Annotated in this window: 12 protein-coding genes; 10 read left to right on the forward strand and 2 right to left on the reverse strand. The window is 40.5% G+C overall.

The features are described 5' to 3' along the window. Positions 1 to 2: 2 nt before the first annotated feature. The 10 genes from H8S37_RS12010 to H8S37_RS12055 all read left to right on the forward strand — a co-directional run bounded on the left by H8S37_RS12010 (position 3) and on the right by H8S37_RS12055 (position 11,188). Complete coding sequence (locus tag H8S37_RS12010) at positions 3 to 1,310, forward strand: PTS sugar transporter subunit IIC (protein ID WP_186876302.1); 1,308 nt, start codon at positions 3 to 5, stop codon at positions 1,308 to 1,310. A gap of 39 nt (positions 1,311 to 1,349) precedes the next feature. After that, positions 1,350 to 1,664: a PTS sugar transporter subunit IIB gene (locus H8S37_RS12015; protein ID WP_186876303.1), complete on the forward strand. Its 315-nt coding sequence runs from the start codon at positions 1,350 to 1,352 to the stop codon at positions 1,662 to 1,664. Between the two features lie 68 nt (positions 1,665 to 1,732). Further along, positions 1,733 to 2,914: an iron-containing alcohol dehydrogenase gene (locus H8S37_RS12020; protein ID WP_186876304.1), complete on the forward strand. Its 1,182-nt coding sequence runs from the start codon at positions 1,733 to 1,735 to the stop codon at positions 2,912 to 2,914. A gap of 2 nt (positions 2,915 to 2,916) precedes the next feature. After that, positions 2,917 to 4,851 carry an NAD(P)/FAD-dependent oxidoreductase gene (locus H8S37_RS12025; RefSeq protein WP_186876305.1) on the forward strand — a complete coding sequence of 645 codons (1,935 nt, stop codon included), beginning with the start codon at positions 2,917 to 2,919 and terminating at the stop codon, positions 4,849 to 4,851. 17 nt (positions 4,852 to 4,868) lie between these two features. Next, the gene (locus tag H8S37_RS12030) at positions 4,869 to 6,296 is read left to right on the forward strand and encodes a 6-phospho-beta-glucosidase (protein WP_186876306.1); all 1,428 of its coding nucleotides are present in this window, start codon (positions 4,869 to 4,871) and stop codon (positions 6,294 to 6,296) included. Between the two features lie 192 nt (positions 6,297 to 6,488). Then, positions 6,489 to 7,442 (forward strand): nuclear transport factor 2 family protein, encoded by a 954-nt coding sequence (locus H8S37_RS12035; RefSeq protein ID WP_186876307.1) that lies wholly within the window; start codon positions 6,489 to 6,491, stop codon positions 7,440 to 7,442. A 39-nt stretch (positions 7,443 to 7,481) separates the two neighbouring features. Beyond that, the gene (locus H8S37_RS12040) at positions 7,482 to 7,925 is read left to right on the forward strand and encodes a DUF3284 domain-containing protein (protein WP_186876308.1); all 444 of its coding nucleotides are present in this window, start codon (positions 7,482 to 7,484) and stop codon (positions 7,923 to 7,925) included. A gap of 27 nt (positions 7,926 to 7,952) precedes the next feature. After that, the gene (locus H8S37_RS12045; protein ID WP_186876309.1) at positions 7,953 to 8,201 is read left to right on the forward strand and encodes an HPr family phosphocarrier protein; all 249 of its coding nucleotides are present in this window, start codon (positions 7,953 to 7,955) and stop codon (positions 8,199 to 8,201) included. A 363-nt stretch (positions 8,202 to 8,564) separates the two neighbouring features. Then, positions 8,565 to 10,193 (forward strand): MutS-related protein, encoded by a 1,629-nt coding sequence (locus H8S37_RS12050; protein WP_186876310.1) that lies wholly within the window; start codon positions 8,565 to 8,567, stop codon positions 10,191 to 10,193. Continuing rightward, positions 10,190 to 11,188 carry an SPFH domain-containing protein gene (locus H8S37_RS12055; RefSeq protein WP_186876311.1) on the forward strand — a complete coding sequence of 333 codons (999 nt, stop codon included), beginning with the start codon at positions 10,190 to 10,192 and terminating at the stop codon, positions 11,186 to 11,188. Before H8S37_RS12050 ends, H8S37_RS12055 begins: the two co-directional genes overlap by 4 nt. A 357-nt stretch (positions 11,189 to 11,545) precedes the next feature. Here H8S37_RS12055 and H8S37_RS12060 read toward each other — a convergent pair whose 3' ends face one another. Together H8S37_RS12060 and H8S37_RS12065 are read right to left on the reverse strand one after the other, a co-directional pair. Then, positions 11,546 to 12,460 (reverse strand): LysR family transcriptional regulator, encoded by a 915-nt coding sequence (locus H8S37_RS12060; protein ID WP_186876312.1) that lies wholly within the window; start codon positions 12,458 to 12,460, stop codon positions 11,546 to 11,548. 195 nt (positions 12,461 to 12,655) lie between these two features. Next, positions 12,656 to 13,858 (reverse strand): iron-containing alcohol dehydrogenase, encoded by a 1,203-nt coding sequence (locus H8S37_RS12065; RefSeq protein WP_186876313.1) that lies wholly within the window; start codon positions 13,856 to 13,858, stop codon positions 12,656 to 12,658. Positions 13,859 to 13,977: the final 119 nt, after the last annotated feature.

Genomic DNA, 13,977 nt, shown 5'->3' on the forward strand with positions numbered 1-13,977 from the left:
GAATGAAAAATGAGAAAAAACAAAATCCAATCATAGAAAAAGTAATGCGTATTACAGAGAAATTGAGTGCAGAAGTACATCTAAGGGCAGTTAGAGACGCCTTTCTTCTGACAATTCCTTTTTTGGTATTATCTGGTTTTATGACATTTATCGCATATGTTTTGCTCGCAGAGGACAGCATAGTATATAATGCCATTCCTGGAAATGTATCTGCGGCGATTATAAGCATCTGCAGCAAGACGATCAATGGGGGACAGAATATTTTAGCGCTTCTAATGGTTTTACTTGTATCCTATAACCTGGCTAAGTATAAAAAATACCATAATCCGTTAATGGCGGCTCTGATTAGTCTCGGTGCCTTGTTTATTATGATGCCGGATACTCTGTCTTATACTCCGATAGGGACAAATGGAATGTTTGTATCCCTTATCACAGCGTTACTTGTGACAGAGGCATTTCTTGCATTAAGTAAACAAGACAAGTTAAAGCTGAAAATTTCCGGAAATGTACCGCCTGCAATTACAGAAAGTTTTAATTCTATGTTTGTCATTATTATCATAGAGCTTCTTGTAGCGGTTTTGGCATTTGCCTGCAATGCAATTTCAGGAATGGGGGTACATGACATGATCAATGCAGTACTTCAAAAACCGCTTGTCGGAGTTGCAACGACGCTGCCTGCATTCCTGTGTTACTTTGGATTTGGACAATGCTTATGCTATTTCTTTGGTATCCATCCGGCAGGAGTTATTAACCCCATCGTAGAGCCAGCACTTCTGGTAGCAATTAATGAAAATAATGAAGCATGGCTGGCAGGAAAAGAAATTCCTCATATCATAACGCTTCCGTTTCGAGATGTATACGGTACACTTGGAGGAATTGCCTGCACATTAGGACTTTTGATAGCGATTTTCTTGGTGAGCAAACGGTCAGATGTTAGAAGTATTGCAAAATTGAGCCTTCCAGTCAGTGTATTCAATATCAATGAACCAGTTCTGTTCGGGCTTCCGATTGTATTTAACCCAATTATGTTCGTACCATTCTGCTTTACAACCACAATTATCTATATTGTTGCCTATGTAGCTACTGCTCTGGGATTGGTATCTAGATTGGTTGTATATACGACATGGTCTACCCCTATTTTTCTATCCGGCTATATGGCAAGTGGAGGAGATTTCAGAAATGTAATCCTCCAGGTCATCTGTCTGGGAATTGCGGTGCTGACTTATCTGCCGTTCGTAAAATTACTGGATCGCCAGCAGATAACATCTGTACAGGATGATGAGCTGACAGAAGAGGATCTATCATTTTAATAGAAAGGAATTGGCGGTGGGAAAGGAGTAGAAGGAAATATGAAAACAGTATTACTAGTGTGCAGCTTTGGAATGTCAACCAGCTTTATAACTAAGAAAATGAATGATTTGGCAAAGGAGAAAAATATACCGCTTATGGTATATGCAAAGAGTGAAAATGCAATTGAGACAGAACTGGACAAGGTAGACTGTATTTTAATTGGTCCGCAGATTGCCTATCTGGAAGAGAAAATCAGACAAAGAGTAAATGGGAGAGTACCGGTTGAGTGTGTAGATGCGACAAGCTTCGGACGCATGAATGCGGCAGCGATCTTAAAACAGGCAATCAGGATGATCAAGTCACAGAATAACTAGACGCGAAAAGAGGGATGGTCTGTAAAGGACCGTCCTGATTTATCTAATGAAAGAAAGCGAGACAGAATATGAAGTACATAAAATACAATTTAACCGGTATTCAATTGATTGCCGGGCAGGGGGCTTTTGAAGAATTAAAAAAAGAGATGAAACGCATGCATGTAATGAAACCTCTGATTGTTACGGATAAAGGAATTGTAGAGGCTGGAATTATAGAGAAGGCAGAAGTGTATTTGAAAAACAGTCAGATTCCATATGCTATATATGATGAAGTCTTTACAGACCCTACTGACGAATTGGTAGAAAAAGGTGTATATACATACAAAGAGAATGGATGCGACGCAATTATGAGTATTGGCGGCGGAAGTGCAATGGATGTGGGAAAATGTATTTCTATTATGTCAGTGCATACAGGCAAAATATTAGATTATGCAAGAAGTATGCCAGAACACCGCCTTTTTGAAAAAAAAGGATGTCCGATCATTGCAGTTCCTACTACATCGGGAACAGGAAGTGAGGTCAGTCAATACGCGGTGATTACCAATGCTGTAACACACAGAAAAACGACGATTGCATCTCCGTTCATTTTAAGCAATGCTGCAATTTTAGAACCAGAGTTTGCAAAGACGATGCCAAAAGAAGTGACAGCTTATACAGGAATGGATGCACTGGCTCATGCGATTGAAGCATACACATTCAAAACAGCAATGGAAGGAAACATACATATTGTAGATGCTGCGGCATTAAAAGCAGTGCAGCTGATTGGGGAGAATATTGTAAAGACCTATGAAAACGGAGAGGACATAAAAGCAAGGGAAAAGATGCAGTGGGGGGCTTTGTTGGCAGGGATTGCTTTGAACATTGGTTCAGGGGAAACTCACGCGATTGGTTCCATGCTTGCTAAATATTATGGAGTATGCCACGGCATTTCCGTAGGAATTCCACTACCATACTGTATGGAATATAACATGTTATATGGATATGAAAGATTTGCTGATATTGCAAAGGCACTGGGCGTTGATACGGCAGGAATGACATGGGAGGAAGGTGCTCAGGCAGCGGCAGAGAAAGTAAAAGAAATACAGAAAAAGCTACAGTTCCCTAAAATGACAGATTATATCCACAGTATGGAAGAAGTAGAGAAATTTAGTGAAGAATGTGCGAATAACAGCTGTTGTGTGAGTAATCAGAGAATGAATAACAAACAGGCGATAGAGAAAGTATTCCGTATGTGTATGGAGGCGAGATAGAGATGAGATACAGAAAATTATTTGAACCAGTCAAAATAGGAAATGTGACATTGAAAAACCGGTTTGTCATGCCAGCTATGGATAGCTCTACTACAACACCGGAACACAAATTTTCCCAGCAGTCAATTGAGTATCTTTCCGCCCGGGCAGAAGGCGGGTTTGGTCTGGTAATTGCAGAGTTTATGGCGGTTGACCCGTCTGGATTTGCGACACCTAACCAGGTGGGAATTTATGACGATTCCTTTCTGCCGAATCTAAGGGAACTGACAGAAGCGATTCACGCGAAAAATGGGAAATGCTGCGCGCAGATACATCATGCGGGTATTCAGACAAAGACAGATTGTATAGGCAGGAAGCCTCTTGCTGTTACAGGGATTCCGTCGACAAAATATAAAGAACCAGTCCATGAAATGACGACAAAAGAAGTGTATGCATTGATTGATAAGTTTGCCGAGGCAGGAATACGGGCAAAAAAGGCTGGATTCGATTTTGTAGAAGTACATGGGGCGCACGGGTATATGATTGCACAGTTTTTGTCAAAAGCGACCAATAAACGTTGTGATGAATTTGGCGGTTCCTATGAAAATAGAGCCAGATTTGCCACAGAGGTGATACGGAGAATAAAAGTACGCTGCGGAAATGATTATCCGATCCTATTCCGCATCAGTGCAGAGGAATTTATGGACGGAGGAAATAAAATAGAGGATGCGGTTGTCTATGCAAAACTGGCGGAAGAAGCTGGGGCAGATGCAATTCATATTTCAACAGGCTCTGCAGCAGGTGGAAATATCGTAACGACATACTACACAGAACCAGGCTTTAATGTAGAAAATGTAGCGAGGGTAAAAGAGAGCGTCAATGTGCCTGTGATTTGTGTGGGGCGCATCAATGATCCAGCACTTGCAGAAGAGATTATCGAGTCGGGGAAAGCTGATTTGATTTCTTTGGGCAGACAGTCTATCTGTGACAGCGAGTTTCCTAATAAGATTTATGAAGGGCGTGAGTCAGAGATTTACCACTGTACAGGTTGTATGCAGCGGTGCTATTATTCCCCCGGATGTGATGAACAGGATAAAGGTATTTCGTGTATGATCAATCCATTTTCCGGCAAAGAAGGACGCTGGAAGATAGAGGAAGCAACGAAAAAGAAACGGGTTGCTGTAATAGGCGGAGGCGTGGCAGGATTGGAAGCGGCGTGGATTTTGGCAAGGAGAGGGCATGAAGTACAAGTATATGAAAAAGAAGCTATGCTGGGAGGACAGTACCGTGTTGCCAGTGTAACTCCGAAAAAACAGGATATGGGTAAAACAGTGCATACATATGAGGCTTTATGCAGGCGATATGGAGTGAAAATTTATCTGAATACGGAAATAACAGAAGAAAAATTAAAGCATTTAGATGTGGACACTGTTTTACTTACTACGGGTGCAAAGCCGATTCTTCCTAAAATACCAGGGATTGATTCAAAAAAAGTCAGTCAGGCAAATGAGATTCTAAGTGGGAAAAAGGTGATAACGGACAAAAAAGTCTTGATGCTCGGCGGCGGCATCGTAGGATGTGAATGTGCAGAATTTTTAAATCTCTATAACAATGTGGTCGATATAGTAGATAAAATTTCAACATTTGCGGACGGACTTAACAAATATCCAAAAGCAATCCTGCTTGCGTCTTTAAAGGAACACGGTTCTGTATTGTATCCGGAAACGAACATTACTAAGATAACAAAGGACGGTATCGAAGGAGAACATAATGGTGAAGAAATCTGCCTGAAAGGATACGATGAAATTGTTATAGCAGTAGGTTCTAAACCGGAATGTTCTCTGAAAGAACCTTTGGAGAGTATGGGAGTGGAAGTGCATGTACTGGGAGACGCTATGCAGGTACAGGATGCAAAATATGCGATTTTCAACGCTGCGAAACTGGCATTGACATTATAAAAGGAGCAAATAAGTGTATGAACAGAATACAGGATAATTTTTTATGGGGAGGTGCAGTAAGTGCCCATCAGTGTGAGGGCGCCTACTGTACGGGCGGCAAGGGGTTAAGTATTGCGGATGTTACGACTGCAGGCAGCAAAGACTGCCCGCGCAGAATTACAGATGGAATTGTAAAAGGAGAATATTATCCGAATCACGAAGGAATAGACTTTTATCACCGGTTTCGAGAAGACATTGGACTGCTGGCAGAGATGGGATTTAAGTGCTTCCGTATGTCGATTGCCTGGACACGGATTTTCCCCCGCGGAGACGAAAGAGAACCCAATGAAGAGGGAATAAAATTTTATGATCAGGTTTTTACGGAGCTAAAACGACATAATATAGAACCGATCGTGACGCTTTCCCACTTTGAAACGCCCTATTGCCTGGTGAAAGAGTACGGGGGTTGGAAAAACAGAAAACTGATTTCTTTTTTTGAACGATATGCAGAAACAGTCTTTAATAGATATAAGGACAAAGTGAAATACTGGCAGACATTTAATGAAATAAACCATTGCAAGGCAGATTCTAAACTTGGAATGTGGCTTGCGGGAGCACTGGAAATAAAAGAAGGAGATGACAGAGAACAGATTTGCGCCCAGGCAGTACACAATATGTTTGTAGCCAGTGCAAAAGCAGTTATCTGTGGTAAAAGGATAAATCCTGAATTTAAAATCGGATGTATGGTTGGATATATTCCATATTATCCTGCTACCTGTAATCCGTGTGATGTAATGGCAGTAATGAAAAGAGAAGAAGAGGATTACTTCTTTACAGATGTGATGGTAAAGGGAAAATACCCATACTACAAAGAACAGGCATATAAAAAGAAAGGAATTCAAATTCAGACGGAACCGGAGGATGGGAGTTTACTAAGACAAGGAACAGTGGACTACATTGGATTTAGCTATTATATGTCAAATGTGTACAGTGATAATATAGAGCATATTAAGGTTTCAGCGGGAGGAATTATAAGAACAATGGAGAATCCCTATTTAAAATCAACAAAATGGGGATGGGCGATTGATCCCTTAGGGCTGCGTATTTCTCTGAACAGATTGTATGATCGATACGGCATTCCTCTTATGATTGTGGAGAATGGATTCGGAGCTTATGACAAATTTTCAGAGGACGGAATCATCCATGATGATGACAGGATTGCCTATCTGAAAGCGCATATAGAGGCGATGAAACAGGCGATAACGGAAGATGGAGTAGAGGTGCTGGGATATACACCGTGGGGATGTATTGATTTAGTGAGCGCTTCCACAGGAGAAATGGAGAAACGGTATGGCTTTATCTATGTAGATAAAGACAACAGGGGAAAAGGAGATCTTCACAGAGAAAAAAAGAAATCCTTTTACTGGTATCAGAAAGTGATAAAAAGCAATGGAGAAATTTTGTAAACCTTGTCCTATAGTATTTATTGATATTGATAACACATTGGCAGATCCGAAGAATGAGAAGATACTAGAATCTGCAGAAAAGATACTAAAAGAAGCGCAAAAATAGGATACCAGCTCCGTATAGCAACGGGAAGGGTATACAGATAAGTGGGTAAAACAGCGCTGGTAAAGTTTGAGGAGGTGGAAAAAGGAATGGATTTGGAATTGGAGAAAATTAGAGAAGTACAGAGAGAATTTGTAGAAAGGCTGAAGGAGAACTGTTTTGTAGATTTGGATAGGGTTCTTAGCCATGATGTGAAAATAAACTGCTATATGACTGGCAGAGGAAAAGGGATTGGGGCAGTAGAAGAACTGCTGCGGTATCCTGGGCCTGCTCCGTCCGATGTGAAAATGAATATAGAAAATGAGATTCTAAGGCGTGATAAGGAGTATGCACAGCATAGCTTTCATCTTCTGATGTTATATACAGTCTGTGGGGAGAATAAGCAGTTTCATTTTATGCAGTATGGTGGGACAATGGTCTTATCCTATAAAAAACAGGAGAAAAAGTGGAAAATCTGTAAAATTCTGTTCGATTTATGTTGGCTGGACCAGAACAGCTATTGGGTGAATTCCTGGAAAATGCTAAATTTCCATGAACCATGGAATCACGAGCCAGTAATAAGAAAGGAGGACAGTGTATGGAGAACGGTTCCTGTGTGTGAATATGCAAGAACAGACGAAGAAAAGATACGTGAGACACTGTTTCATTTTGGCTGGATTACAGACACAGAGGATTATGAACTATTGGAAATGATTGCTTTACGAAATGTTGTGATTGTGGACGGATACCATAATCAGCGGATTACATCGACGGATGAATGGAAAGAATTTTTAAAGGGAATTAATTATAAGGAACCAAGACTACATCATTCCTACCGTATCAGAGAAATACTGATAGATAAAGATAAGGCAGAGGCGCGGATGTCCAGAGTAGAACCAAACCGAATTGGAACAAAAGTAATCGGTAAACATAATTATTTTATGGATTGGTTTACAATGGACTGCAATGTGGAATTAATCAGGGTGGATAAAAATTGGAAAATAAAACATGTAGAATTTATAAAGAACATATATTCCAGTCCTGTTGTTTCTAACAAAGTTTAAGCATATCCGGATATCTGCGTAAGAGGAGAGGTGAAAAAAATGAAAGTTGTTAAAACATTGAAAGTAAGCCCGGAGGAATTTTTTACACTGATTGAAAATTCATTGAGATATGATATTGAACAGTACGGAAGAAAAGCAGCAGGAGAATATGTGCTGGAGGAAGGTTTGGTCTATTATAAAAAGATAAAGTATAAGAAGAAGGAGTACCGGACGCGTACCGAAGTAAAGAACTTCCAAGCGCCGTGGGCTTACCAGGTATTGATAAAAAATGAGATGGGGAATTTTGTGATCTCCTACGATATTTCACAAAAGGAAGACAATGAGATTGAAGTAGTTTATCAGGAAAATACAGTAGATGAAAATGGAAATCCTAACACTTCTCTTGGCAGACGGATCTTTGGAAAACTGCAGGCAGGAAGAATAAAACATAGATTATCTTATATGGAAAAAAATATTCACGAACAGAGGAAGAAAAATGAATAACAGATAATCAATAAAAAGGAGAAAACAATGGCAGAATTTTTATATACAATTACAGATGAATTAGGACTACACGCAAGACCGGCAGGAATTCTTGTAAAAAAGGTGAGAGAACTCGGGGAGGGAGTAACACTTACAAAAGGTGAAAAAACAGTAGATGCCTCAAAACTGTTTGCGATAATGGGGCTGGGTATAAAGTGTGGGGAGACTGTCAGTGTGGCAGCCGAAAACGATAAAACACTGGCAGAATTAAAAAAGTTTTTTGAAGAAAATTTATAGTTATATGTATGTAGAAACGAACAGGAGATTTTTAGAATCTTCTGTTTTTTAGTGTAATTATAAAAACTTTTTATATAAATAAACCGCATAGTACAGTACAACACAAATGTAACGGTTCAGCCCGCACCATTCGTAAAACCGCACTGCGTGCTTATTGTGGCTACGGCCACCGTTTTACTCATTGACGGGCGCTTAAGCTCATACAGATGTACGTTCGCAAAAACATGCAGGCATGTTTTATGCCTCCCGCACACTGTATGGTTGAATTGTTACACACAAATTTAGAGAACAGAATTTGGATATTGACAATTTTGTACTTTCGTACTATTGTATTAATAAGATAATACAAAAGGAGGCAGTGAAATGACCGCCGCTATATTGACCATGACAGGAATTGCGTTATTTGCTTTGGCAGTTTCTTTGTCAGGAAAGAGAGAAATACGAAAAAAACAAAAGGCTTATATGGAGAAAAAATTTGGTACCGTTCCCTCTAAGACAGAGTTTGACGAGAATATAAGAAACTATTATGATACATTCGCGGATGCATCCGGGGTGGACGAGATTACATGGAATGATTTGTCTATGGACGCTGTTTTCTGCCGGCTCAATCAGTGTGATACGTCCGCAGGGGAAGAAATTTTATATTACCAGCTTCACAGAGAAGCGCTTTCGGAGGAAGAATACGAACAGCTCGAACGTAAGATTAAGGCGGCCAGAAAGGAAGAAAACCGCCGGGATATTGAGAAGGAGCTGATGAAGATTGGAAAAAGTAAAGGCGCTTATTTTATACCGTCCTACATGGATGCACTGGAAGAATATCAGATGAAAAATGCCTGGATTTATCAAGTACTTCAAATTTTGTTTTTTATAGTGCTGGCTGCTTTTTTATTATTTCCAGTAACAGTGACAGGAATTATATTGTGTACCGTAATCGGAATAAATCTGGCATTGTATGCAGTTTTAAAGATGCGTTATGAAATTGAGATTCAGATGATAGGAACTGCAGTAGGGATATTAAGATGTGGAAACCAGCTTGTCAGAAAAAAAGAAGTAGCTTGCTTATATCCAGAGTTAAAGGAGGGACTTGAGAATCTGCAAAAAGTGACGCGCAGTGTTACTTTGCTCCAGACACAGAAATACGGCGCTTTTTCAGGAGACATCTTTGGAATTGTATTAGATTATATACTGGGTGTGACAATGTGGCAGATTGTTACTTACAATAGAGTAATAAAAAGACTGGAAAGAAATGCAGCAGACTACATGCTGGTCTATCGTTCGATTGGAGAGATGGATATGACAATCAGTATTGCTTCCTTCCGTCAAAGCGTTCCCTGGTGCTGCCAGCCGGAATTTCAAGAGAAACAATCAATGGAGATGGAGGAGATTTATCATCCCCTTTTGGAACATCCAGTAGAAAATTCACTGAAGCTGGAAAGGAATTGTATCATTACCGGTTCTAATGCGTCTGGAAAATCGACCTTCATCAAAGCGGTAGCAGTATCCGCAATTTTGGCGCAGACAATACATACCTGTACGGCGCGGAGCATGAAGCTGCCGAAGTGTCAGGTGATTACCTCCATGTCGGTCAAGGATGACTTGTCTGCCGGAGAGAGCTATTTTATCAGAGAGATAAAATATTTAAAGAGGATACTGGACAGTTTGTCAGAGGAGAGAACAACGCTCTGCGTAGTGGATGAGATACTGCGTGGAACGAATACGGGAGAGAGAATCCGGGCATCGACCGCCATTTTAAAGTATCTGTCAGATAAAAAGTGTATCGCGTTTGTGGCAACACATGATAAAGAACTGACAGAGCTGCTTGCCGGAAAATATGAGAATTATCATTTCAGCGAAGAAATCGGAGAAGAGGATATTTATTTCAGCTACAAGATAAAAGAAGGGCCGTCCACTTCCCAAAATGCAATTAAATTACTGGAGTTTGCAGATTTTCCAAAAGAAATTATTGAGAAAGCGAAGGAGAATATAGGATGAATACAGAAAAAAATCAAATAGAAAATGAAAAGGTGTTGAAGGCAAAGAATGGATATGGAATGTTGTTTCTATGGATTTTGGGAATAGCAGCAGGAATTGCCCTTATGGTGGCAGGACCTGTACTTTATTCCTATGAAAAAGTGAATGGAGGAGTACTGGGAACAGCGATTGTGCTGGGAATCGTACTGATGCTGGTTTCTATTATCGGGTTATGCGGCTTAAAGGTGTTAAATCCGAATGAGGCATATGTGCTTGCTTTGTTCGGAAAATACTATGGAACATTGAAAGAAGCGGGGTTTTTCTGGGTGAATCCATTTTGTACTGCGCTGAATCCTACTGTGCGTCCGGCGGCTCCTGTTGTATCAGCAAACGGAGTATCACACTCTGTCTCTGTGAGTATGGCAAATAAAAAAGTATCATTGCGTACAATGACGCTGAATAATGAGAAACAAAAGGTAAATGATGAACTGGGGAATCCGGTGGAAATCGGTGCAGTAGTTATCTGGAAGGTAACGAATCCTACAAAGGCGGTAGTCAATGTAGAGAATTATAAAAATTATCTTTCTATACAGTGTGATGCGATTATAAGGAACACAGCGCGGAAGTATCCTTATGATACGAGCGAGGGCGGCGACGAGAAATCTCTGCGGGGAAGCAGCCAGGAGATTGCGGCAATTATGAGTCAGGAATTGCAGGAAAAAGTAGAAAATGCCGGAATCCGGATTATCGAGGTAAGGATTACACATCTTGCTTACGCGCCGGAAATTGCATCTGCAATGCTACAGAGGCAGCAGGCGGCAGCGATCATTGACGCGCGGCAGAAAATTGTAGAAGGCGCCGTAGGAATGGTAGAAATGGCGCTTGCAAAATTAAATGAGCAGGAGATTGTCAATCTGGATGAAGAAAGAAAGGCGGCGATGGTAAGCAACCTTCTGGTAGTGCTGTGCGGGAATAAAGACGCACAGCCTGTTGTAAATAGTGGAACACTGGTATGATTTTTCCACCCAATGACATGTGGGGAAGAGACAATTCCAGAGAATTCGGGAGCTTTTGAAGTGCTCCAGCAGCTAAGCTGTGCTCTGCTTCAATGAAGAGAAGATAATAAATAGAAATATTCCTTCTTTAGAAAAGTTAGGAGTAAATGTAATTATTCAGTCAAAATGACCCGATTTAACAATATAATAAAGAAGAAAATAAGTCCGCCAAGTAGCGAGTTTATTTAGTATACTTGTTAGAGGATAACGTTAATTTAAGTTTTCAGGAAAGCTCCTTTTTGGTATACTGAGGCATACATTTCTTTTATCCTGTTTGAAATCCAAACCGGAATTTGACTCGTTAAGTGACGCAGATAGTTAGAGCCTGCTGTAATAATCAATGATAAGATCTTTGACATACTTAGCGGCACGACTTAATTTTCTGTTTTGCGGCCAAGTAAGAAAAACGTCACGGATTCGCATAGGATTGTCCAACTCAATCATTTCAATATTCTGGTTATAGTAATCATTTTTCATAGCTATAGTCAAGCATCTACCAGCTGCTACCTGTACAAGAAGCTGCAGCCAGTCCAGACCGGAGTTAAGCTGCCTCGGTCTGACACCCTCACATTCAAACATTTTTTTATAGTAGCCGAGTTGGTTGTTATCACCATCTAATAATATAAAAGGTTCATTGCAGACTTCGGAGAGACATATTTTGTCTCGACCCGCAAGAGGATGATCCTTAGACACTAAAAGTACATGCTCCTGTTTCATGATTTTTTGTTCATAGATACCATCCCGGATCCGGGAACTGGTGATTCCGAGATCACATGTGCCACTTAGTAACATATCATCAACACAGGTGGAGTCGGAGCTGACATGGGCTATCTCGGAGATCAACTCTATTTTTTTGTCGGTTTGGTCAAAATCATTGTACAGATATCGAAAAAGTGATGGAATCTCTATAATAGAAAATACATAGGAATAACCGATTTTTACTGTGCCACTGAGTTTATTGCTGCTCCGATTGATATCAGATAAGCCGCTTTCAAGATTCTTAATCGCGTTTTCCACATAGGGGAGAAAGAGCTCGCCATATTTTGTGAGAATGACTTCGTTGTCCCTACGTATGAAGAGTGGTACGCCAAGTGTATTTTCAAGAGAACGTATGGCATAGCTTACATTAGATTGAGAGGTGAAATTGAGTTCCGCAGTTCGTGTGAAATTTTTTGTTTTTGCAGCACTTAAGAAATAATTAAGCTGCTGTAGCTTTAACTGTGTGACAGACATAAGCACGGTCCTCCCTGAATTAGATAACATTACTGCTTATAGTATATCATCATTATCGCATATATATGTTTTATGTCAAGAGTAGGAGGGAGGTACAGCCCGGCAAAGCAGAAAAAATACAGTTCTTTTAACATAGCTGAAGTGGAATTTTCAGATAAAAAAGACAGAGCCAAAAAGCTCTGTCTGCTTGTGATTTTAATCCACAATAAATTTAGCCAGTGTGCGCTCATAGATGCCCTTTACATCCTCGCGGTCAAATTTTTCGGGGTGGCGGAGAACTCGCCATTCTGTGTTGTAAAATGTATCTGTCCACTCTTCGATTTCCTGGCGTGTGACAGTCATTCCTTCCATATGAGGATCGAGAACGTCATGGACATAATTAGCAAAGTCATCTATGCTTGAGAAGCCCATCATTTTAAGAGCATTGTCTACTTTTGAAGTATCTTTAAAAATCTTTAGATATTCACCCTCAAAAGCACCGCAGGCGAGTCCGTGTGGAAGTCCTTTTACATGAGTCAGCGGATATCCGAGACCATGAGGTACCCCTGTCTGTCCCTGGGTCTCGGAGAATCCCATGATTGTACTCATGAGCATTTGTTTTTCATAATCTTCATCAGTCATCTTGCCGGAGCGGAGACGTTCTTTGATTTCAGCAAAAAGGCGGAAGCCCATCTCAGAATAAGTCTGAACCATGAAATGATCCTTGCTCCCGGTATCTATGTACGGCTCCAGTCCGTGGCCGAGAGCGTCCAGTGCATTGGACTGACTTAGCTTTGTGTCACACGTTTTGATGTATCTCGGATCGACAAAGGAGTAATCTGACCATACAAATGGCTTTGTTCCGGCTTTGTTGTCGATATCCTCGCGATCGAGAACAGAGGCTCCGGTGATTTCAGAACCGGTTCCGGCAGTAGTTGCCACTGTAATAAACGGTATTTTTTTGTTATCGTCTGAAGCGCCCATACACCATGTTCCGGTGATCTCAGCGGTAGGACGTTCAGGTGCTATATCTCCGAAAAGAACTTCGTAAGGATCATGTCCAGGATATCGGAGGAGAAGTTCTATGGCTTTTGTCGTATCAATGTTAGAACCACCTCCTACTGCAACTAAAAAATCCGGAGCATATTCCGAGACAATTTGAGTAGCTTTTACACATTCCAGGACAGGCGGATTCGGGATACAGCCGTCAAAAATTCTATACTCTACACCTTGAGATTTCAGTGCATTTTCAACATCGATCACAGATTGGTGTTTCGTTCCGGTTTGCTTTCCGTTAAGCACCGGTCCTGTGATAATGTAAGCCTTTTTCCCTAAAGTTCCAAAAACTTTTACGTTTTTTTCAATACAGTGGTCTCCGAAAATCAGAGTAGACGGCATTGTATAATTAAAATTTTGCATAAATAACCTCCATACTTTTATCTGTTTTTTAGTTCGCTCTGTCATTCGTTTAAATTCTAGCATGGGCGATTAAGATTGTTAAATAAAGAATTTTTATTCATGTCACGCAAACTTTTTAT

Source organism: Mediterraneibacter hominis (genome assembly GCF_014287475.1).
Lineage (GTDB): Bacteria > Bacillota > Clostridia > Lachnospirales > Lachnospiraceae > Mediterraneibacter > Mediterraneibacter hominis.

Coding starts and splice junctions, on each gene's coding strand:
- H8S37_RS12010 (WP_186876302.1), top strand. CDS start 3: ATGAAAAATGAGAAAAAACAAAATCCAATCATAGAAAAAGTAATGCGT.
- H8S37_RS12015 (WP_186876303.1), top strand. CDS start 1,350: ATGAAAACAGTATTACTAGTGTGCAGCTTTGGAATGTCAACCAGCTTT.
- H8S37_RS12020 (WP_186876304.1), top strand. CDS start 1,733: ATGAAGTACATAAAATACAATTTAACCGGTATTCAATTGATTGCCGGG.
- H8S37_RS12025 (WP_186876305.1), top strand. CDS start 2,917: ATGAGATACAGAAAATTATTTGAACCAGTCAAAATAGGAAATGTGACA.
- H8S37_RS12030 (WP_186876306.1), top strand. CDS start 4,869: ATGAACAGAATACAGGATAATTTTTTATGGGGAGGTGCAGTAAGTGCC.
- H8S37_RS12035 (WP_186876307.1), top strand. CDS start 6,489: ATGGATTTGGAATTGGAGAAAATTAGAGAAGTACAGAGAGAATTTGTA.
- H8S37_RS12040 (WP_186876308.1), top strand. CDS start 7,482: ATGAAAGTTGTTAAAACATTGAAAGTAAGCCCGGAGGAATTTTTTACA.
- H8S37_RS12045 (WP_186876309.1), top strand. CDS start 7,953: ATGGCAGAATTTTTATATACAATTACAGATGAATTAGGACTACACGCA.
- H8S37_RS12050 (WP_186876310.1), top strand. CDS start 8,565: ATGACCGCCGCTATATTGACCATGACAGGAATTGCGTTATTTGCTTTG.
- H8S37_RS12055 (WP_186876311.1), top strand. CDS start 10,190: ATGAATACAGAAAAAAATCAAATAGAAAATGAAAAGGTGTTGAAGGCA.
- H8S37_RS12060 (WP_186876312.1), bottom strand. CDS start 12,460: ATGTCTGTCACACAGTTAAAGCTACAGCAGCTTAATTATTTCTTAAGT.
- H8S37_RS12065 (WP_186876313.1), bottom strand. CDS start 13,858: ATGCAAAATTTTAATTATACAATGCCGTCTACTCTGATTTTCGGAGAC.